Below are 21248 nucleotides of genomic sequence, written 5' to 3' on the forward strand. Positions count from 1 at the left end.
AGCACCCACATGAGCTTCGGCGCCGATGAAGAAATCCTTCAGGATTTCCTTGTAGAGGCCGGCGAAATTCTAGAGCAACTGTCCGAACAACTGGTCGAGCTGGAAAGCCGACCGGATGATGCGAACCTGCTCAATGCAATTTTTCGCGGTTTTCACACTGTAAAAGGGGGCGCCGGCTTCCTCCAGCTCCATGAGCTGGTGGAGTGCTGCCACATCGCCGAGAACGTCTTCGACATCCTGCGCAAGGGTGAGCGTCACGTCGACTCGGAATTGATGGACGTGATTCTCGAAGCACTGGATGCGGTCAACGGGATGTTCAGCCAGGTGCGTGAACGTGCACCGATCACCGCTGCCACCCCGGAACTGCTGGCCGCCCTGGCGCGCCTGGCCGAACCTGCCGACACCGCGGCTGTGCCGGTGGTCGAGGCTGCGCCGGAGCCGGTGGCGCAAGCCGAGCCGGACGTGACCGACAGTGAGTTCGAACAACTGCTCAACTCCCTCAGCGCGGTCAAGGCCGAAGCTGAAGCGCCGGTGCAGCCTGCCGCGACGCCGAGCAGTGAAGACATTACCGACGCCGAATTCGAGTCGTTGCTCGACCAGTTGCACGGCAAAGGCCAGTTCGCAGCAGATGCCGTGGCCCCGCCTGCAGCTGCGCCAGAAGCACCCGCTGCCAACGCCAGCACCGACATCACCGACGACGAGTTCGAGGCACTGCTCGACCAACTGCATGGCAAAGGCACCTTTGTGGCCGAAGCCTTGCCCGAGGTGGCGGCCACTGCCGCCGCTGCGCCAGCGGCCAGCACAGCACCTGCCGATGATGGGCTGATCTCCGATCACGAATTCGAAGCCCTGCTCGACGAGTTGCACGGCAAAGGCAAGTTCAGCGAAGTGGCCCCGGCCGCTGCCGCCCAGGTTACAGCGCCAGCCGCTGCCACTGCGGCACCGGTTGCTGCCAAACCTGCGCCGGCTGCCAAGCCAGCACCTGCCGCCGCCCCGGCCCCTGCGCGTGCAGCCACGCCGGCTGCTGCGGAAAAACCCGCCAGCGAAGCCGAAACCACCGTGCGCGTGGATACCGCGCGCCTTGACGACATCATGAACATGGTGGGCGAACTGGTGCTGGTGCGTAACCGCCTGGTGCGCCTGGGCCTTAACAGTGGCGACGAAGCCATGCAGAAGGCCGTGTCGAACCTCGACGTGGTCACCGCCGACCTGCAAACCGCGGTGATGAAAACGCGGATGCAGCCGATCAAGAAAGTCTTCGGCCGTTTCCCGCGCCTGGTTCGCGACCTGGCGCGCCAGCTCAAGAAAGAAATCAACCTGGAGCTGGTGGGCGAAGAAACCGACCTCGACAAAAACCTCGTCGAGGCCCTGGCCGACCCGCTGGTCCACTTGGTGCGCAACGCGGTCGACCACGGGGTAGAAACCCCGGAAGAACGCGAAGCCGCCGGCAAGTCCCGCAACGGCAAGGTGATTTTGGCGGCGGAGCAAGAGGGCGACCACATCCTGCTGTCGATCACCGATGACGGCAAAGGCATGGACCCGACCATCTTGCGCAATATCGCGGTCAAGCGCGGCGTGATGGACAAGGACGCCGCCGACCGCCTGACCGACACCGAGTGCTACAACCTGATCTTTGCCCCGGGCTTTTCGACCAAGACCGAGATCTCCGACGTGTCCGGGCGTGGCGTGGGCATGGACGTGGTGAAGACCAAGATCAGCCAGCTCAACGGCTCGATCAATATCTACTCGACCAAGGGCCAGGGCTCCAAGATCGTCATCAAGGTGCCGTTGACCCTGGCGATCATGCCGACCCTGATGGTGATGCTGGGCAACCAGGCGTTCGCCTTCCCGCTGGTCAACGTCAACGAGATCTTCCACCTCGACCTGTCGCGCACCAACGTGGTGGACGGCCAGGAAGTGGTGATCGTGCGCGACAAAGCGTTGCCGCTGTTCTACCTCAAGCGCTGGCTGGTGGCCTCGGCCGCCCATGAAGAACAGCGCGAAGGCCATGTGGTGATTCTGTCCGTGGGTACCCAGCGCATCGGCTTTGTGGTCGACCAACTGGTGGGCCAGGAAGAAGTGGTGATCAAGCCTTTGGGCAAGATGCTGCAGGGCACCCCGGGCATGTCGGGCGCAACCATTACCGGTGACGGTCGCATCGCACTGATTCTCGATGTTCCGAGCATGCTCAAGCGTTACGCCGCACGGCGTATTTGATTCTGGTGGGGCAGGGCGGTCATGCCCGCCCCGCCTAACGGAGTGTTTATGGCAGTCAAGGTCCTGGTGGTGGACGATTCGGGTTTCTTCCGCCGCCGCGTCTCGGAAATTCTTTCCGCTGATCCAACGATCCAGGTGGTCGGCACGGCCACCAACGGCAAAGAGGCGATCGATCAAGCCATTGCCTTGAAGCCGGACGTGATCACCATGGACTACGAGATGCCGATGATGGATGGCATCACGGCCGTGCGCCACATCATGCAACGCTGCCCCACACCGGTATTGATGTTTTCGTCGCTGACTCACGAAGGCGCGCGGGTGACCCTCGACGCCTTGGATGCCGGCGCGGTGGATTTTTTGCCGAAGAATTTCGAAGACATCTCGCGCAACCCCGACAAGGTCAAGCAGATGCTGTGCGAGAAGGTGCACAGCATTTCCCGCAGTAACCGTCGCAGCTTGTTCAGCACGCCCGCGCCAGCTGCCACGCCTGCGCCCGCAGCAGCGGCGCCGACCTCGTCGTTTGCGCGCCCGGCGCCTGCGCCCGTGGCCCGGCCTGCGGTCGCACCGGTACGTGCCGCCGCAGCGCCGAGTGCGCATTCGCCCGCGCCCAAGCGCAAGGCTTACAAACTGGTCGCCATCGGCACCTCCACCGGCGGCCCGGTGGCCTTGCAGCGGGTGCTGACCCAACTGCCGGCCAACTTCCCGGCGCCGATTGTGCTGGTGCAACACATGCCGGCGGCGTTCACCAAAGCCTTCGCCGAGCGCCTGGACAAGCTGTGCCGTATCACCGTCAAGGAAGCCGAGGATGGCGACATCCTGCGTCCTGGCCTGGCACTGCTGGCGCCGGGCGGCAAGCAGATGATGGTGGATGGGCGTGGCGCGATCAAAATCCTGCCGGGCGATGAGCGCCTGAACTATAAGCCGTGCGTGGACATCACCTTCGGTTCTGCAGCCAAGTCCTACGGCGACAAAGTTCTGGCGGTGGTGCTCACCGGCATGGGCGCCGATGGCCGTGAAGGTGCGCGCCTGCTCAAACAGGGCGGTAGCGCCATCTGGGCCCAGGATGAAGCCAGTTGCGTGATCTATGGCATGCCCATGGCCATCGTCAAGGCTGACCTGGCCGATGCGGTCTACAGCCTGGACGACATCGGCAAGCACCTGGTGGAGGCCTGCCTCTGATGGATGTCTTGAGCCTGATCGGCATCACCATGGCATTTGTCGCCATCATTGGTGGCAACTACCTGGAAGGCGGCCACCTCGGCGCCTTGGCCAACGGCCCGGCAGCGCTGATCGTGATCGGTGGCACCGTGGGCGCGGCGTTGTTGCAGTCGCCCCTGAGCTCGTTCAAGCGTGCCATGCAGATTCTGGTGTGGATCATTTTTCCGCCACGGGTCGACCTGGCAGGCGGCATCGACCGCGTGGTCAATTGGAGCCTCACCGCCCGCAAGGAAGGCCTGCTGGGCCTGGAAGGCGTGGCCGATGCCGAACCTGACAGCTACGCGCGCAAAGGCCTGCAACTATTGGTCGATGGCGCCGAACCGGAAGCGATCCGCAGCATCCTCGAAGTGGATTTCTACACTCAGGAAAGCCGTGACATCAATGCCGCCAAAGTCTTTGAAAGCATGGGCGGCTATGCGCCGACCATCGGCATCATCGGCGCGGTAATGGGCCTGATCCATGTGATGGGCAACCTGGCCGACCCCTCGCAACTGGGCAGCGGCATTGCCGTGGCGTTTGTCGCGACCATCTACGGCGTGGCCAGTGCCAACCTGGTGTTGCTGCCGGTGGCCAGCAAGCTCAAGTCGATTGCCATGCGCCAGTCGCGTTATCGCGAAATGTTGCTCGAAGGCATCCTGTCGATTGCCGAGGGCGAAAACCCGCGCTCCATCGAATTGAAGCTTCAGGGCTTCATGGATTGATGGGTATGCACATTGACCTGTGGCCAGTGAGCTTTATGTGGCGAGCGAGCTTGCTCGCGCTGGGCTGCGAAGCAGCCCCAAAACCAGGTACCGCAATCTGTCTGAACAAACGCGTTGCCTGGATGGGGGCCGCTTCGCGCCCCAGCGCGAGCAAGCTCGCTCGCCACAGTAGAGCGGCCAATAGCGGTCAGGGAGGTATTTGCCTATGAGCCGTCGCCGTCGCGAGCCTGAAGAACACGTCAACCACGAACGCTGGCTGGTGTCCTACGCGGACTTCATCACCTTGCTGTTCGCGTTTTTCGTGGTGATGTACTCGATCTCGTCGATCAACGAAGGCAAGTACAAGATCATTTCCCAGGCGCTGGTCGGCGTGTTCAACGATGCCGAGCGGGCGCTCAAGCCGATCCCCATCGGCGAAGAGCGGCCCAAGACGGTGACCCCGGCCAAGCCCCTGGTCAATGACAGTGATGAAACCGCCGCCGGCATCGGCGGCACCAGCGACCCGCTCAAAAGTATCGCCGACGATATCAGTGCCGCCTTTGGCGACCTGATCAGCTCCAACCAGATGACCGTGCGCGGCAATGAGTTGTGGGTGGAGATCGAGCTGAACTCCAGTCTGTTGTTCGCCAGTGCCGATGCGTTGCCTAGTGACCAGGCGTTCACGATCATCGACAAGGTGGCGGCGATCCTCAAACCGTTTGAAAACCCGATCCACGTGGAAGGCTTCACCGACAATTTCCCCATCAGCACCGCGCAGTACCCGACCAACTGGGAACTGTCCTCGGCCCGCGCGTCGAGCATCGTGCGCATGTTGGCCATGCAGGGCGTGAACCCCCAGCGCCTGGCGTCGGTGGGCTATGGTGAATTCCAGCCGGTGGCCAATAACGCCACGGTGGAAGGCCGCGCCCGTAACCGCCGGGTGTTGCTGGTGGTCTCGCGCAACCTGGATGTGCGTCGCAGCCTGACCGGTACTGGCACTGCCAATGCCACCCCGGATGCGGCGTTGAAGCGTGCTGGCACACAAACTGCACCGCCCGTTGTCAAGCCGCCGGTCCGACCGAGTAACGTCAATTCTCCGTCGCTGGCTCAATAACCGTATGCAATGTCTCGGTCGCGCCTGTGCCCGCCGGGAGGAACCAACCGAATGAGAGTCTGGGCAGTTGCCAATCAAAAGGGTGGGGTCGGCAAGACCACCACTTCCATCGCCTTGGCCGGCTTGCTGGCCGAAGCGGGCAAGCGTGTGGTCGTGGTCGACCTGGACCCCCACGGTTCCATGACCAGCTATTTCGGCTACGACCCGGATGCGCTGGAACACAGCTGCTATGACTTGTTTTTGCACAAGGGCAGCGTGCCGGCGGATCTGCCTGGGCAACTGCTGTTGCCCACCAGCAACGAGAGCATTTCCCTGCTCCCGTCGAGTACTGCCCTGGCCACCCTGGAGCGCCAGTCGCCAGGCCAGAGCGGCCTGGGCCTGGTGATCGCCAAGACCCTGGCGCAGCTGTGGCAGGACTTCGATTACGCGATCATCGACAGCCCGCCGTTGCTCGGCGTGCTGATGGTCAATGCGTTGGCGGCCAGCCAGCAATTGGTGATCCCGGTGCAGACCGAGCACCTGGCGGTCAAGGGCCTGGAGCGTATGGTCAGCACCCTGGCGATGATCAACCGTTCGCGCAAGCAGGCGCTGCCGTTCAGTATCGTGCCGACCTTGTTCGACCGTCGCACCCAGGCGTCCCTCGGCACCTTGCGCGTATTGCGCGATGCCTACCCGGACACCATCTGGAATGGCTACATCCCGGTGGACACGCGCCTGCGTGACGCCAGCCGTGCCGGGCTCACACCGTCGCAGTTCGACGGCAAGAGCCGTGGCGTGCTGGCCTACCGTGCGTTGCTCAAGCACCTGCTGTCGCAACAGCTTGTGGCGCAGGTGGCGTGATGAACCGTCCTGTCGAATTCAAGACCCGCCCGCAACTGGCTCTGGAATCCTACCTGGATGCCTTGCTGCAGGATGCGACGGCCGAGGAACTGCCAGAACCGATTCTGGTACTTGAGCCTGCTGTCGAACCCGAAAGCCCGCTGGATGAATTCCAGCAGGCGGTGATGGAAGAACAGGCGCGGGATGCGCAGGTGGTGGAGGCGCCCGTGGTGGTGCCGAGCGCCCCGGCAGTGGTGGCCCCCCCGGTGGTCGAACCGCTGGTGGACGTGCACCTGCCTCCCAGCATCACGCCGCCGCCGGTGACGGGCGACGGTCGGCCCTCATGGGCTGCCGAGCCGTTCGAGTGCCTGCTGTTCGACGTTGCCGGGTTGACCCTGGCGGTGCCGCTGGTGTGCCTGGGCTCGATCTATTCCCTGGAAGGCCAGGAGCTGACGCCGCTGTTCGGGCAGCCGGAGTGGTTCCTCGGCATCCTGCCCAGCCAGGCCGGCAACCTCAAGGTGCTGGACACGGCGCGCTGGGTGATGCCCGACCGCTACCGCGATGATTTTCGCCAAGGCCTGCAATACGTGATCTCGGTGCAGGGCTACGAGTGGGGGCTGGCGGTGCATCAAGTCAGCCGCTCGCTGCGCCTGGACCCCAATGAAATCAAATGGCGCAGCCACCGCGGCCAGCGGCCGTGGCTGGCGGGCACTGTGATCGAACACATGTGCGCGTTGCTGGATGTCGCCGAACTGGCCGAGTTGATCGCCAGCGGTGCGGTGAAAGCAATGCCACAGAACAAACGCAGTTGATTGAACAATAAGGGCCGTGCGGTTGCGCGGCCTACGTGCACACACGCCGTCGATAGCGGCATTTGAAGGGGTCAGATGAATGAACAAGTCAGCGTCCGCACAAGGTTTGGATGATCCGATCCTGCAATGGGTGACCTTCAAGCTGGACAACGAAACCTACGGCATCAACGTGATGCGCGTGCAGGAAGTGTTGCGCTACACCGAGATCGCCCCGGTTCCAGGCGCGCCAAGCTACGTGCTGGGCATCATCAACCTGCGCGGCAACGTGGTGACGGTGATCGACACCCGTCAGCGGTTCGGCCTGGACACGGTTGAAGTCAGCGACAACACCCGTATTGTGATCATCGAGGCCGACAAGCAAGTGGTCGGCATCCTGGTCGACAGCGTGGCCGAGGTGGTTTACCTGCGCCAATCGGAAGTGGAAACCGCACCGAACGTCGGTAACGAAGAGTCGGCCAAGTTCATCCAGGGCGTGTGCAACAAGAACGGCGAACTGCTGATTCTGGTTGAGCTGGACAAGATGATGAGCGAAGAAGAGTGGTCGGAACTGGAGAGCATCTGATTGTTCCTTGAGGCAGCGGTGATTGTCCTGGCCCTGTTGTGGGCCGGGACCTTGGCGTTTGTGCTGCGCTATGTGCGCCAGCAGCGGGAGTTGGCCTTGCAACAGGCCGAGCGCGATGCGGTGCGTGACCGGCGCATTCTGGAACTGGTCAAGCGCGTTGATCATTACCAGCAAAGTGCGGTGCGGGTGGGGGATGAGGTGCATGAACTGCGTGCGATTCTTGCGCCGTTGCCGGACAGGTTGGTGCAATTGGAGCAGCGTGATCCGTCGAACCTGTCGTTTGCCCAGGCGGCCAAGCTGGTTGGCATGGGGGCGACGGTGGATGAGTTGACCCAGTCGTGCGGGCTGACCCAGGCTGAGGCGCAGTTGATGAGCAAGTTGCACAAGGGCTGATTCTCGATAGCGGCCTGGCAGCCGACGCTTCTCTACCTTGCGCCCAACGATCCAACTGTGGGAGCTGGCTTGCCTGCGATGACGGCCTGCCAGCCGACATCTATCTGCCTGACAGCCCACATTTTGATCTGCATACCTCAATCAATTTTCTCCAGCCACAGACTTTTCCTGTTCCCCAAAGGTCCACATCCTTCAAGCACCTTGACCCAGGAGATTCTCCCAAATGACCGCCCCCAAAGCCCTGTTGATCCTCCACGGCAAACAAGCCCTCAACGAGGATGTGCGCGCTGCTGTGCTGGCGCGGCGTGAGCAGGGTGGGGAGTTGGCGGTGCGGGTGACCTGGGAGGGCGGTGATGCCCGGCGACTGGTCAATGAAGCCCTGGCCGAGGGGTACACCCATATCATTGCCGGCGGTGGCGACGGCACCTTGCGCGATGTGGCCGAAGCCATGGCCCATGCCAACACTGACGCCAGCCTGGTGCTGATGCCCCTGGGCACCGCCAATGATTTCGCCAAGGCCGCCGGCGTGCCGTTGGAGCCGGCTGGCGCCCTGGCCTTGCTGGACGTACAGCCCAGGGCGATCGACCTTGGCCAGGTCGGTGGGCAAATCTTCTTGAACATGGCCACCGGTGGTTTTGGCAGCCAGGTCACGGCCAACACCTCCGAAGACCTGAAGAAGGTCTTGGGCGGTGCCGCGTACCTGTTCACCGGTTTAACCCGCTTCAGTGAATTGAAAGCCGCCTACGGTGAATTGGAAGGCCCGGATTTCCATTGGAAAGGCGAGTTGCTCGCGTTGGGCATCGGCAACGGTCGCCAGGCCGGTGGCGGGCATGTGCTGTGCCCCGGAGCATTGGCTGATGACGGGCTGTTGGATGTCAGCATCTTGCCGGCGCCTCAAGAGGTGGTCGGCACGTTGCGTGAGTTGATGAACAACGGCTGGGGCCTGGACACCATGTTCGTGCGCGCACGCCTGCCCTGGGTGAAGATCAAGGTCGCACAAGGCTTGTACATCAACCTCGACGGCGAGCCGCTGGAAGGCGACGACCTGCACTTCGAGGCGCTGCCCAAGGCCCTGCGCGTGCACTTGCCGCTGGGTTCGCCGTTAGTCGTCCAGGCTGATGATCTGCTCACGCACGGCAAATAGCACCAGGCCCGCCACGTCAAAAATCTGCAAGCGCTTCATGATCTGCGAGCGGTGGGCTTCGACAGTCTTGATGCTCAGGCCCAGGCCGTGGGCAATTTCCCGGGTGGATTTGCCGCGCACGATCAAGCGCAGGATTTCCAGTTGCCGCGCCGTCAGGTTGTGGCTGTGCGCGACAGGCGCGCTGGAGTCCTGGCTACGGATCAGCGCCTGGTTGATCACTGTGTGGGCGATGGCAGGGCTCAGATAGCGTTCGTTGTTACGCAGAGCCAGCAGGGCATGTTCCAGCTCATTGGCGGTGGTGTCCTTGAGCAGGTAGCCGTGGGCACCAGACTCCAGGGCGCGCATGATCATCTCGGGATCGGTGTGCATCGACAGGATCAGCACTTTGCACTTGGGGTAGGCGCGCTTGAGCTGCTGCAAGGCATCCAGGCCCCCGGTGTGTTTCATCGACAGGTCCAGCAGTACAATGTCGGGCTGCAGGGCGCAGAATTTCTCAAGCAGTTGCGCGCCATCGCTGGCCTCTCCAACGACGGCGTAGCCGGGGATATCCAGGATCAGTGCACGCACGCCGGCGCGGATCAAGGCATGGTCATCGACCAGGAGCAGATTGCAGGTCACCGGAGAACCTTATGGGCACTGGCCCGTTCGAGGGCGCGGGGGGCCCAGGGGAAAAGTGCGTGGATGCGTGTGCCGTTGCCCGGCTGGCTGCTGACGGACACGGTGCCGCCCAACTGGTGGGCCCGTTCGCACATGCCGGCCATGCCCCGTTGGCCTTCCTTGCCGGGGTCGGCGGCAGGTGCGAAGCCCTGACCGTCATCGCATATCGTCAGTGACAGCCCTTCCGGCAAGCGTTGCAGGCGCACCAGCAGGTTGTGTGCCTTCGCATGGCGCAGCATGTTGGTGACCGCTTCCTGGGTGATGCGAAAGGCCGCCACGGCCATTTCTTCGGGAATGCCGGTGAGGCGTTGCTGACACTCCAGGCTCCAGCACACCTGGGTATTTTCCAGGGCCTTGAGCAGGTGCGCGCGCAGGCTGGCTTCCAGCCCCAGGCTTGCCAGTTGGCGAGGGTTGAGAATGGCGGACACGTCGCGCACCTTGGCCAGGGTTTCATTGAGCGTATTGCATAGCACCGAGCAATGAATTTGCAGGTCTTGGGGTAGTCGACGCTGCAACCATTCGCTCTGCAACTTGGCGGCGGTCAGCAGTTGGCCGATGTCATCGTGCAGCTCGCGGCTGAGGCGGTGGCGTTCGTTTTCCTGGACTTGCAGCAGGCGGTCGGCCAGCTCCTGGGGCTGGAACTTGATGGCTTTGCGCGAGCGCCACTGGTGCAGGGCGACCACTGCCAACGTGACCAGGTTGAGCAACACAATCACTAATGGCAGCGGCGCGCCTTGCAGGTAAACCCACAGGCTGACCAGCAGTGAGCACAGGCACAGGGCAAGGATGAGGGGGCGCGCATGGCGGCGGGACACGAACCTTGCGATGAGTGACTTGAGGCTGGCGTACATAGCGGATGGAGCCAATGAGGGTTCACTGCGCGAAGACCGGTCACGGCGGTTGACTGGGCTCTGTCGAGAGTGCGGTGCCGGATCGTGGTTATCCATAATGAAGTTGCTTCATTTCGAGCGGGGCATGGTACCACCACTATTACCGTTGGTCGCCTGGCATATTCCTCCCTCGATATATTAACCACGTCAATGCCCTGACGGTCAGGCCAGCGCTCTTGAGTAGTATTAGTTAGACTGATTTGTACAATTTTTAAGGTGCTGGCTAATTGATATTTCTTCAGTCTCTAAAAGTGTTTCATCTTTGGCTTAAACGGTCGCTTTTAGATAACACGGGTATTAAATACGACCTCTCCTTGGTTTAAGACCTCTGCTGTAGACGCTGCTGATGGCCGTAGTCTTTTTGCGGAATCTGCGAGGTCACCGTGGCAATCAGCGAAGTTTGCTCACTGTCATCCAGGCCCAGTTCCCCGGTACGGATGTCAATCAGCTCCAGTTGCCAAGCCAGTAACCTCAGGCAGTCGTGCAACGCCTCCAGGGCTTGGTCATGCAGTTGCACCGGGCTCACGGCATTGGCGATCAGGTATTGAATATGCCGGGAGAACTCGCTGATCGCCTGCAAGGCCAGGCCATCGGCTTTTTCTGCCAGTTTGGCCAAGCTGGTTTTCATGCAGTCGATGGCGTCGCTGTCATTGCGGATCAAATGCAGGTGGTTCAGGCATTCCTCGGACTTGGCCAGGAGCATTTCGGCTTCCAGCAAAAACTCGGGAAGCGCGGTTTGCCATTCGTTCGCGCTATTCATCATGCAAGTCTCCACAACTTAAGGTCGGGTGATGAGATGTCGCACCGGGTGAATGGCTTAAAACTAGCGCTGAAATACGACTGGGACGTGTAGGTTGCTTCCGATAATCCAGTAGGACGTTTATTGAAAAACTCACGAATGCCGCCTTTAACCGCTGTTAGGCGGGATGACGCAACTTCAGTTGCCGATACGTGAGTGCCTGAAAGGCCCGTAGACCAAGGGCTTGGGTGGGCAAACAAAAGCCTGACTCCATTCATGCAATGAGAATGGCGTCACATTAATGGCTATTAGATATCGCGAATATCAGGTTGGGCCTGATTGCGTATAGGGGAATCCCCTATGTGGTGGAACTGCACGTCAATTCGACTGTCGCGCAAGGCGGCTTGATAGAGCATTAAGGGCCCAAGCAGTAAAGCATGATGTCAGTGTGACATCAATGGGTTTGCATGGCATTTTATTGGGGTCAAGGTCCGGCGCTTGCCGCCGATAACGTGCTTATACAGCTGCATACCCTTTCACGCGCCTGCGGCGTGTACACCAGGAGCTTTTAATGGCCGGCATTCTCGACACGGTAGATCAACGCACGCAATTGGTGGGTGAGAATCGCCTGGAAATTCTCATGTTCCGCCTCTTCGGACGGCAGTTGTTCGCGATCAACGTGTTCAAAGTGCAGGAAGTGCTGCAGTTGCCCAAGCTGACCCTGATGCCTCAGCGCCACCCGTTCGTGTGTGGGGTGGTCAACCTGCGTGGCCAGACCCTGCCGGTGATCGATCTGTCCCAGGCCATCGGCATGCGTCCTTTGGTGCCGGGCCCCAACAGCACCATTATCGTCACCGAATATAATCGCTCGGTGCAGGCGTTCCTGGTGGGCGGCGTCGACCGCATCGTCAACATGAACTGGGAAGCCATCCTGCCGCCGCCGACCAGCGCCGGTCGCCAGCACTACCTCACCGCCATCAGCAAGGTCGATGAGCAACTGGTGGAAATCATCGACGTGGAAAAAGTCCTCGCCGAGATCGTGCCCTACAACGCCAAGGTCTCCCGGGACAAACTTGAAGATCCGGTGCTGGAGCGTGCCCGTGGCCGCGAAGTGCTTCTGGTGGATGATTCCAACGTGGCGTTGTCGCAGTTGCGTGACACCCTGGGCCAGTTGGGCGTGAAGATGCACGTCGCCAGCGACGGTCTCAAGGCACTGAACATGCTCAAGGCCTGGGCCGACAGCGGCCAAGTGATGACCGACAAACTGCTGATGATCTTCACCGACGCCGAAATGCCCGAGATGGATGGCTACCGTCTCACTACCGAAATCCGCAACGACCCGCGCCTGCGTGGTCTGTACGTGGTGATGCACACCTCGCTGTCGGGCAGCTTCAATGACTCGATGGTCAAAAAGGTCGGCTGCGACAATTTCCTCTCCAAATTCCAGCCGGACAAGCTGGTGGACGTGGTACGCCAGCGACTGATGTTGGACGAAATGCCCGCCTGACTTTAGGATGACACTTTGTTTCCTAGGAAGGCAGGCCCATGCTGCGTCTCAGCGCGTTGTACCGTTACCCCTTGAAGTCCGGCAAGGCCGAAGCCTTGCAGCAGATTGGCCTGGATAAACTCGGGTTGGACGGGGATCGACGCTGGATGCTGGTGGATGAAGCCAGCGGGCGGTTCCTGACGCAACGGGCCGTGGCGAAGATGAGCCAGCTCTCGGCGTTGTGGAACAGCAGCGGGGGCCTGACCCTGAGTTCGCCGGGCTACGCGTCTTTGGATGTGGCATTGCCGGGCAGCGCCGGCGAACTGCGTGGTGTGACCATCTGGCGCGACACCCTGCGTGTGCCGGATGCTGGCGATGAGGCCGCGGCCTGGGTCAGCGCATTCATTGGCAAGCCGACGCGCCTGGTGCAACTGCCCCTGGAACGTGCGCGCACCACCGAAGCCGGGTATGGCAAGGATGACGACAAGGTCGGCTTCGCTGACGGCTACCCGTTGCTGTTGATCGGCCAGGGCTCTCTCGACGACTTGTGTGAAAAGATCGGCCGCCCGATGCAGATGCTGCGTTTTCGTCCCAACCTGGTCATCGAGGGCGCCGAGGCTTTCGCCGAAGACGGCTGGAAGCGCTTGCGCATCGGCGACGTGGAGTTTCGGGTGGTCAAGCCGTGCTCGCGGTGCATCCTCACCACAGTCGACCCCCAGACCGGTGAGCGCAGCCCCGACCGCGAGCCTTTCGCGACGCTGGAAACCTACCGCAAGACCGAAAAGGGCGCGATGTTCGGCCAGAACCTGGTCAACGATGGCATCGGGCGCCTGGAAGTCGGCATGTCGGTAACGGTGCTGGAATAAAAAAGCTCGTCTCGTGGGAGATGGGCTTTTTGTGTGCCGGGTACCGCTTAGCCGCGGTATTCACACAGGTAGGCGGTGTCCACCGCAACCTTCAACTGGAACTTGCTGTTGGCCGGTACGTTGAACTGGCTGCCGGCAGCGAAGGTTTCCCAGTCGCTGCTGTCGGGCAGCTTCACGGTCAGGGCGCCGGAGACCACGTGCATGATTTCACGTTGGGCGGTGCCGAATTCGTATTCACCCGGAGCCATCACGCCGATGGTCGCCGGCCCTTCTGCGGTGCCGAAAGCGATCGACTTGACGGTGCCGTCGAAGTACTCGTTGACTTTGAACATGGGTGAATCCTCGGAAAAGATGGATGCTTACGCTCATCACTGCAGGCGCGGGCTTCTGTGGCGAGGGAGCTTGCTCCCGTTGACTGCGTAGCAGTCCCCGTTTTTTGGGGGAGCTTCGCACCCCAGCGCAAGCAAGCTTGCTCGCCACAGGATTTCGTTGGTGCAGGTGGGCAGCATCAAAGGAAAATGGCTGGCCAGTATGCCCAAGGCTGTGGACGCTGCCTAGACCGGCAATATCAGCGGCAGCAGGCGTGCGGTGTTGCGTGCATCCTCCAGGGCGCGATGCTGCTGGCCATTGAACTGCATTCCGGCCAATTGCAGCGCACCATTGAGCCCCAGCGGCTTGTCCAGGCGCCGGGCCTTGGCAAAGCGTTGCTTGAGGTTCACATGCGGCGTATCGCCCAGGGCGCTGGCGAGGCCATGGCGCTGCCACTCCAGCTCAAGCTGCACGCGATCATAGTCACCCCAACTGGCCCAGCCTTCCAGGCGTGGCTGATGTTGGCCCAGCCAGCGCTCGAACAGCGGCCACACCTCGGTGATCGGCGCGGCCATGTCGATATTGGCCTGGGTGATATGGGTGAGTTTGCGGCAAAAGGGTGTCAGCAATGGCCGGCGCAAGGGCCGCACAAAGCGCTGGAAGTGGTCCAGTTCGCGGCCCTGGCGGTTGACCAGGCTGGCGCCGATCTCGATGACTTCCATCTCTGTCACGGGCCAGCCGCCGTCATCCGTTGTGGCTTCAAGGTCAATAATCAGCCAATGAGGCATGTGCAGGTTCCCGTACTCGTCCCTTCCTGATGGGGATAGAGCGTAGCCCGGCCCTGTAGTTCCGCCTAGGGGCGTTATTCGATCTCCAGCAAAACCTGACGGTTGCGCACCTGGTCGCCCGTCATGACGCGCATCTCCTTGACGGTGCCATCGATGCCGGCCTTCAACGGGTGCTCCATTTTCATCGCTTCGAGCACCAGCAACAGTTGGCCTTTGCTGACGGTCTCACCGACGCACACCCGTATATCGACGATGGCGCCGTCCATGGGCGCCTGGACCGTGCCGCTGCTGGCGTCGGCCTGGCGGCTGGCGACTTGCTGGGTGCGGTCTGTGACGGTCAGCCCTGGTAGCCATAGCCGGTTGCCGTCCAGGTGATAAGCGATGCGGCGGCGGACCCCCTTGATGACGAGGCTGGCGTGACGGCCGTCGGTGGTGAGTTGCAGGTCGTCAACGCTGACACTGTGGAGTTGGCCGTTGGTCTCCAGACGGTACGTTACGGGGACACTCGCCGTATTGCGCCAGCGCGCAAGTGTTTGGGTGTGCTGGTTGGCGCTGTGTTGATAAAACAGCGCGGCGGCCAGCTTGAGCTGTTCAGCGGTCGCCGTCTGCTGTGGGATGACGCTGAAGTGTTCGGCGATCAACCCCGTGCTGAAGTCGCCATTGATAAAGTCCGGGTGCTTGAGCAGGTCGATGAGCAAACGCTGGTTGGTCGCCACGCCCAGCAATACGCTGTCTTCCACGGCCCGCAGCAGTTTTCGCCGGGCTTCTTCGCGGCTGGCGCCGTGGGCGATGATCTTGCCCAGCATCGGGTCGTAGAACGGGCTGACGGTTTGGCCTTCAAGCAATCCATGGTCGATGCGTACGCCGGGGGCTGGTTCCCAACGCAACACGTCACCGGTTTGCGGCAGGAAGCCCTGGGCCGGGTCTTCGGCGTACAGGCGTACTTCCATGGCGTGGCCGGTCAGGGTCACCTGTGATTGGGTGAGTGGCAGCGGTTGGCCGGCGGCGATCTGCAACTGCCAGTCCACCAGGTCGAGGCCGGTAATCATCTCGGTGACGGGGTGTTCGACTTGCAGGCGCGTGTTCATTTCCAGGAAATAAAACTGGCCGTTGCGGTCGAGCAGAAACTCCACGGTGCCGGCACCTACATAGCTCACCGCCCGCCCGGCCTTGAGCGCGGCTTCGCCCATGGCCTGGCGCAGATCGGGCGTCATCACGGGGCAGGGCGCTTCTTCAATGACTTTCTGATGGCGGCGCTGTATCGAACAGTCGCGTTCGCCGAGGTAAATGAGGTTGCCATGGCTGTCGCCGAACAGCTGCACTTCCACGTGGCGCGGGTCGATCAGCGCCTGTTCGAGGATCAGCTCGTCGCTGCCGAACGCATTCATGGCTTCCGAGCGTGCGGTGCGCAGTTGCTCAAGCAGCTGTTCGCGCTGGTGCACCAGGCGCATGCCACGCCCACCGCCACCGGCGCTGGCCTTGATCATCAGTGGGAAGCCGATGCGTTCGGCTTCCCGTTGCAGGGTGGCATCGTCCTGGGCACTGCCTTGATAACCGGCGATGCAAGGTACGCCGGCGTCGAGCATGGCGAGTTTGGACAGGCGTTTGCTGCCCATCAGTTCGATCGCCTCGGCGCTGGGGCCGATGAAGGTGAGCGTGGCCTGCTGGCAGGCGCGGGCGAAGTCGGGGTTTTCCGAGAGGAAGCCGTAGCCGGGGTGAATGGCGTCGGCGCCGGTCAGTTGGGCGGCGGCGAGGATGGCCTCTGTGTTCAGGTAGGACTGGTGGACGGGCGCCGGGCCGATGTGTACGGCTTCGTCGGCCATCTGCACGTGCAGGGCATCGGTATCCGCGTCGCTGTACACGGCCACGGTGCGGTAGCCGAGGGCCTGGGCAGTGCGCTGGATGCGGCAGGCGATTTCACCGCGGTTGGCGATCAGGATCTTGGTGAATGCGGGCATTGGGTTATCCCTTGGTGGATGTGGCGTGTGTTGGGGCTTCTTCGCAGGCAAGCCAGCTCCCACATTTGAAATGTCTCCCCCTGTGGGAGCGGGCTTGCTCGCGAAGGCGTCATTTGCACCAACTCGGCTTTCGCTTCTGCACAAACGCCTGCGTCCCCTCAACCCCTTCTTCACTCATCACCGCCTCGGCAAACCACTGCGCCCCGCGATCCAGCACGGCCTCAAGGGGCTCATCCACACTGGCCAGCAACAGCGCTTTAGTCCGTGCGTTCGCCCCCGGCGCACACTGCAACACCTGCCCCAATACCTCATCCACCCGCTGCGCCAATGCCTGGGCGTCGTGCTCGACAAAATGCACCACTCCCAGCCGCCCAGCCTCCACCCCATCAAACCGCGCCGCCGTCAGCGCCAGGCGCCGCGTGTGAGTAAGGCCAATACGCTTGACCACAAACGGCGCAATCTGCGCCGGCAACAAGCCCAGGCGGGTCTCGGGCAAGCCGAACTGCGCCTGGCCCTCTGCAATCGCAATATCACTCACGCACGCCAGCCCGAACCCACCGCCCAGCACCGCGCCTTGCAGCACCGCGATCACCACGGGTGTCAGTGCCTGCACCTCTTGCAGCAAGGTGCCAAATGCGCGGTTCAACGCTTGCAGTTGATCCCCCGCGCTGACCAGATCCTTCACATCGGCCCCCGCGCAAAAATGCCCGCCCGCGCCGCTGATCACCACGGCGCGCACCTGGCTGTCCAACTGCGCCAGTACCGCGCGCAGCTCATTGACCATTTCAAGGCTCATTGCATTGCGGCATTCGGGCCGGTTGAGGGTGATATGCAGCACGCCGTTGTGGGCTTCTAGCAGCAAGGTGCTCATGGCTTTTTACCGGGCAGGGTGCCCATCAGTTTGCAGATGATGCCCAGCATGATTTCGTCGGCACCGCCGCCAATCGACACCAGGCGCACGTCGCGATAGGCGCGGGCCACCGGGTTGTCCCACATGAAGCCCATGCCGCCCCAATATTGCAGGCAACTGTCGCTGACCTCACGGCCCAGGCGCCCGGCCTTGAGTTTGGCCATGGAGGCCAGCCGCGTGACATCCTGGCCCTTGATGTACTGCTCGGTGGCCTGGTAGACCAAGGCGCGCAGGCATTCGATTTCGGTGGCCAGTTCCGCCAGGCGGAAGTGGATTACTTGGTTGTCGATCAACGCCTTGCCGAAGGTTTGGCGCTCCTTGCAGTATTCGATGGTGCTGTCGATGCAGTACTCCAGGCCCTTGATCATATTGGCCGCGCCAAACAGGCGTTCCTCCTGGAACTGCAACATCTGCATCATGAAGCCCGCGCCTTCGTGGCCGATGCGGTTGCGTTGCGGTACGCGCACGCCGTCGAAAAACACCTGGGCGGTCTCGGAGCTGTGCATGCCGAGTTTTTCCAACGGCGGGCTGACGCTGATGCCGGGGCTGTTCATCGGCACCATGATCAGGGATTTGTTGATGTGCGGCTTGTCGTCCGAGGTGTTGGCCAGCAGGCAGATGAAGTCAGCGCTGGGCGAATTGGTGATCCACATCTTGCTGCCATTGATCACGTAGTCGTCGCCGTCCTTGCGCGCATGGGTCTTGAGCCCGGCCACGTCGGAGCCGGCGCCGGTTTCCGAGACGCCGATGCAGCCCACTTGTTCGCCGCTGATGGCCGGGCGCAGGAACTCTTCGCGCAGTTCATCGGAGCCGAAGCGCGCCAGGGCCGGAGTGCACATATCGGTCTGCACGCCGATGGACATGGGAATGCCGCCGCAACGGATGGTGCCGAACTCTTCGGCGGCGACAATGGAGTAGCTGTAGTCCAGGCCCATGCCGCCGAATTTTTCCGGTTTGGAAATACCCAGCAGGCCGAGGTCGCCGGCCTTGCGGAAGATTTCGTGAATGGGAAAGCGCCCGGCTTTTTCCCATTCATGCACGTGCGGGTTGATCTCGCGGTCGACGAAGGCGCGCACGGTGCGGCGCAGTTCCTGGTGTTCCTGGGTGAAGATCATTTTTATTGTTCTCCCTGTTGGGACGCGGAGCGTCCTGGTTTGCATTCCCACGCGGAGCGTGGGAACGATCAGTGCGCCACGCCAAAGCTGTTCGGTTGCAGTTGCCGCAGTTCGGCTTCGTGACAGATATCCAGCACAAACCCGAGCAAGGTGCGGGTATCCCGTGGATCAATCAGCCCGTCGTCCCACAGGTTGGCGCTGCTGTAGAGGGCGGTGGACTGGCTGTCGAGCTTCTGCGCGGTGACCTGTTCGAGCATGTCGAGCACCTTGGGGTCGGGCACCAGGCCGTCCTTGAGTTGCTTGGCCTCGGTGACAATGCGCAGCACCTTGCCCGCTTGTGCGCCGCCCATCACCGCGGTGCGGCTGTTGGGCCAGGCGAAGATAAAGCGCGGGTCCAGGCCGCGGCCGCACATTGCGTAGTTGCCGGCACCGTAGGAGCCACCGACCACGATGGTGAGTTTAGGCACACGGGCATTGGCCACCGCCTGGATCATCTTCGCGCCGTGCTTGATCACCCCTTGCTGTTCCGACTCGGTGCCCACCATGAAGCCGGTGGTGTTGTGCAAAAACAGCAGCGGCGTGCGGCTTTGGTCGCACAGCTGGATAAACTGCGCGGCTTTGCTCGCGCCCTTCGGCGTGATGGGGCCGTTATTGCCGATCACTCCCACGGCGCGCCCCTGGATATGCAGATGGGCACAGACGGTGTGGGGGTCGAACTCGCCTTTGAATTCCAGCAGGTTGGAACCGTCAGCCAGGCGCGCCAAGATCTCGCGCACGTCGTAGGGTTTTTTCGGGTCATCGGGGATCAGCCCCAACAGCTCTTCAATCGGATACAGCGGTTCGCGATAAGAGCGTTGTGGCGCGTGCGGCAAGCGATCATTCCAGGGCAGCAGGCCCACAATTTCACGCACGATGCGCACGCCGTCGGCATCGTCTTGGGCCAGGTACTCAGCGGTGCCGGCGGTTTGCGCGTGCATCTGCGCACCCCCCAGTTCTTCATCGGTGGCGACTTCGCCAGTGGCGGCCTTGAGCAACGGTGGCCCGGCGAGGAACAGCTTGGCCTTGCCGCGCACCACCACCACGTAATCCGACAAGCCCGGCTGATACGCACCACCGGCCGTGGCCGAGCCGTGCACCACGGTGATCTGCGGCAAGCCCATGGCGGACATGCGTGCCTGGTTGGCAAAGCTGCGCGCGCCTTCGACGAAAATCTCGGCTGCGTAGTTGAGGTTGGCGCCGCCGCTTTCGGCGAGGGTCACCACTGGCAGTTTGTTCTCCATGGCGATCTGTTGCAGGCGCAGGGATTTTTTCAGCCCGGAGGGGGAAATGGTGCCGCCTTTGATCGCGCTGTTGTTGGCCACCACCAGCATGCGCACGCCGCTGACATAGCCGATACCAGCGATCAGCCCGCCACCGGCGGCGCTACCGTCCTTGTCGTCGTGGAGTTTGTAGCCGGCCAGACTGGCCAGCTCCAGGAAAGGCGCGCCGGGGTCCAGCAGCAGGTTGAGGCGCTCACGGGGCAGCAATTGGCCGCGCTTGTCGAACTTGGGCTTGGCTTCCTGGGCCTTGGCCAGCAGGGTGTGTTCCAGTTGGCGTAGCTGGGCAATGGACGCCAGCATGGCTTCGCGGTTTTGCGCGAACGCTGGGCTGTTAGGCTCGATCATGGTTTCAATGACTGGCATGGCGTTATTGCTCCGCCTTGAGCACATCCGGCAGGTAGGCGCGGTGGAACCCGTTGAATGGCTCGCTCGGCGCCTGCGCCTTGTGCAGCGGCCATGCGCGGCTGCCCAGGCTGGCGGCGCCGTCGATGCGCAGGGTGCTACCGCTGATAAAGGCCGCAGCCGGGCTGAGCAGGAAGACGATGGCCGCGCTGACTTCCGACTCGGTGCCGATGCGCTTGAGCGGTACATGCTCACGCAGGGTGGGAATCACCGCCTTGAACGCGCCTTCGTAGGTGTCCATGCCGCTGGAGGCAATCCAGCCAGGCGCCACGGCGTTGACGCGCACCCCGGCATAGCCCCACTCAAACGCGGCGGTCTTGGTGACGTTGTCCATGCCGGAGCGCGCCGCGCCGGAGTGGCCCATGCCGGGCATGCCGCCCCACATGTCGGCGAGCATGTTGACGATCGCGCCACCGTGCTTGCTCATCGACTGGTTGAACACTTCCCGCGCCATCAGGAAACCGCCCACCAGGTTGGTGCGCAGTACGGTTTCAAAGCCCTTCTGATTGATCGCCGCCAGTGGCGACGGGTATTGGCCGCCCGCGTTATTCACCAGGCCATGGATGGGGCCGTGGTCGTGCAGGATCTGCGTGACCAGCGCTTTCACCGCCTCTTCCTCACGAATGTCACAGGCATGCCAATGGGCGACGCCGCCATCTTCAGCAATTTCCGCCGCGACCTTCTGCAGTTTTTCTGGCTTGCGCCCCACCAGGATCACGCAGGCACCAAGGGCCGCCAGCTCATGGGCGGTGCAGCGGCCAATGCCACTGCCGCCTCCGGTGACAATCACGGTTTGCCCCTTGAACAGGTCGGCTTTGAAGATCGAGTCGAAGGCCACGGCGACGGTCCT

The 21248-nt window shown here is 62.1% G+C and carries 21 protein-coding genes; 11 read left to right on the plus strand and 10 right to left on the minus strand.

The annotated features are described in order from the left end of the window. The first annotated feature begins 9 nt into the window (after positions 1–9). From HU730_RS20735 to yegS, 9 genes are all read left to right on the plus strand, one after another. Positions 10–2217, plus strand: coding sequence for a chemotaxis protein CheA (locus HU730_RS20735; protein ID WP_186527815.1), 2208 nt, complete (start codon positions 10–12; stop codon positions 2215–2217). A gap of 48 nt (positions 2218–2265) precedes the next feature. Then, positions 2266–3396, plus strand: a complete 1131-nt coding sequence (locus tag HU730_RS20740; RefSeq protein ID WP_034126798.1) for a chemotaxis response regulator protein-glutamate methylesterase — start codon at positions 2266–2268, stop codon at positions 3394–3396. Then, positions 3396–4136, plus strand: a complete 741-nt coding sequence (locus HU730_RS20745; RefSeq protein ID WP_003192902.1) for a flagellar motor protein — start codon at positions 3396–3398, stop codon at positions 4134–4136. The genes HU730_RS20740 and HU730_RS20745 overlap by 1 nt, the downstream gene beginning before the upstream one ends. 205 nt (positions 4137–4341) lie before the next feature. Next, positions 4342–5229, plus strand: a complete 888-nt coding sequence (gene motD, locus HU730_RS20750; RefSeq protein WP_186527816.1) for a flagellar motor protein MotD — start codon at positions 4342–4344, stop codon at positions 5227–5229. Positions 5230–5280: 51 nt separating this feature from the next. Then, complete coding sequence (locus tag HU730_RS20755; RefSeq protein ID WP_014719332.1) at positions 5281–6069, plus strand: ParA family protein; 789 nt, start codon at positions 5281–5283, stop codon at positions 6067–6069. After that, positions 6069–6860, plus strand: a complete 792-nt coding sequence (locus HU730_RS20760; protein ID WP_096143459.1) for a CheW domain-containing protein — start codon at positions 6069–6071, stop codon at positions 6858–6860. Before HU730_RS20755 ends, HU730_RS20760 begins: the two co-directional genes overlap by 1 nt. Positions 6861–6939: 79 nt before the next feature. Next, on the plus strand, positions 6940–7422 hold the full coding sequence (locus HU730_RS20765; RefSeq protein ID WP_003192896.1) for a chemotaxis protein CheW: 483 nt from the start codon (positions 6940–6942) through the stop codon (positions 7420–7422). After that, positions 7423–7815 (plus strand): DUF2802 domain-containing protein, encoded by a 393-nt coding sequence (locus HU730_RS20770; protein WP_014719330.1) that lies wholly within the window; start codon positions 7423–7425, stop codon positions 7813–7815. 223 nt (positions 7816–8038) lie between these two features. Next, positions 8039–8959, plus strand: coding sequence for a lipid kinase YegS (yegS, locus tag HU730_RS20775; RefSeq protein ID WP_034126802.1), 921 nt, complete (start codon positions 8039–8041; stop codon positions 8957–8959). Here the strand turns inward: yegS and HU730_RS20780 are convergent. From HU730_RS20780 to HU730_RS20790, 3 genes are all read right to left on the minus strand, one after another. Next, complete coding sequence (locus tag HU730_RS20780; protein WP_034126803.1) at positions 8918–9577, minus strand: response regulator transcription factor; 660 nt, start codon at positions 9575–9577, stop codon at positions 8918–8920. The two genes, yegS and HU730_RS20780, sit on opposite strands and share 42 nt — an antisense overlap. After that, the gene (locus HU730_RS20785; RefSeq protein WP_034126804.1) at positions 9574–10467 is read right to left on the minus strand and encodes a sensor histidine kinase; all 894 of its coding nucleotides are present in this window, start codon (positions 10465–10467) and stop codon (positions 9574–9576) included. The genes HU730_RS20780 and HU730_RS20785 overlap by 4 nt, the downstream gene beginning before the upstream one ends. 358 nt (positions 10468–10825) lie before the next feature. Next, positions 10826–11269, minus strand: coding sequence for a hypothetical protein (locus HU730_RS20790; RefSeq protein WP_169918712.1), 444 nt, complete (start codon positions 11267–11269; stop codon positions 10826–10828). Positions 11270–11816: 547 nt separating this feature from the next. On the opposite strand from HU730_RS20790, the gene HU730_RS20795 reads away from it, so the two are divergent. Both HU730_RS20795 and HU730_RS20800 read left to right on the plus strand, forming a co-directional pair. Further along, a complete protein-coding gene (locus HU730_RS20795) occupies positions 11817–12752 on the plus strand; it encodes a chemotaxis protein CheV (RefSeq protein WP_034126805.1) in 936 nt (311 codons plus the stop codon). A gap of 38 nt (positions 12753–12790) precedes the next feature. Further along, positions 12791–13597, plus strand: a complete 807-nt coding sequence (locus HU730_RS20800) for an MOSC domain-containing protein (RefSeq protein WP_186527817.1) — start codon at positions 12791–12793, stop codon at positions 13595–13597. Between the two features lie 47 nt (positions 13598–13644). Here HU730_RS20800 and HU730_RS20805 read toward each other — a convergent pair whose 3' ends face one another. From HU730_RS20805 to HU730_RS20835, 7 genes are all read right to left on the minus strand, one after another. Beyond that, positions 13645–13929 carry a pyrimidine/purine nucleoside phosphorylase gene (locus HU730_RS20805; RefSeq protein WP_003226701.1) on the minus strand — a complete coding sequence of 95 codons (285 nt, stop codon included), beginning with the start codon at positions 13927–13929 and terminating at the stop codon, positions 13645–13647. 222 nt (positions 13930–14151) lie between these two features. Continuing rightward, the gene (locus HU730_RS20810) at positions 14152–14694 is read right to left on the minus strand and encodes an exonuclease domain-containing protein (RefSeq protein ID WP_019818536.1); all 543 of its coding nucleotides are present in this window, start codon (positions 14692–14694) and stop codon (positions 14152–14154) included. 74 nt (positions 14695–14768) lie between these two features. Next, positions 14769–16652, minus strand: a complete 1884-nt coding sequence (locus HU730_RS20815; protein WP_186527818.1) for an acetyl/propionyl/methylcrotonyl-CoA carboxylase subunit alpha — start codon at positions 16650–16652, stop codon at positions 14769–14771. 109 nt (positions 16653–16761) lie between these two features. Beyond that, positions 16762–17523 carry an enoyl-CoA hydratase-related protein gene (locus tag HU730_RS20820; protein ID WP_186527819.1) on the minus strand — a complete coding sequence of 254 codons (762 nt, stop codon included), beginning with the start codon at positions 17521–17523 and terminating at the stop codon, positions 16762–16764. Beyond that, on the minus strand, positions 17520–18677 hold the full coding sequence (gene atuD / locus HU730_RS20825; protein WP_186527820.1) for a citronellyl-CoA dehydrogenase: 1158 nt from the start codon (positions 18675–18677) through the stop codon (positions 17520–17522). The genes HU730_RS20820 and atuD overlap by 4 nt, the downstream gene beginning before the upstream one ends. Positions 18678–18745: 68 nt before the next feature. After that, complete coding sequence (gene atuC / locus HU730_RS20830; RefSeq protein ID WP_186527821.1) at positions 18746–20359, minus strand: geranyl-CoA carboxylase subunit beta; 1614 nt, start codon at positions 20357–20359, stop codon at positions 18746–18748. Between the two features lie 4 nt (positions 20360–20363). Then, a complete protein-coding gene (locus HU730_RS20835; protein ID WP_034126811.1) occupies positions 20364–21236 on the minus strand; it encodes an SDR family oxidoreductase in 873 nt (290 codons plus the stop codon). Between the last annotated feature and the right edge of the window lie 12 nt (positions 21237–21248).

Source organism: Pseudomonas sp. SWRI22 (assembly GCF_014268395.2).
GTDB classification, from domain to species: Bacteria; Pseudomonadota; Gammaproteobacteria; order Pseudomonadales; family Pseudomonadaceae; genus Aquipseudomonas; species Aquipseudomonas paracarnis.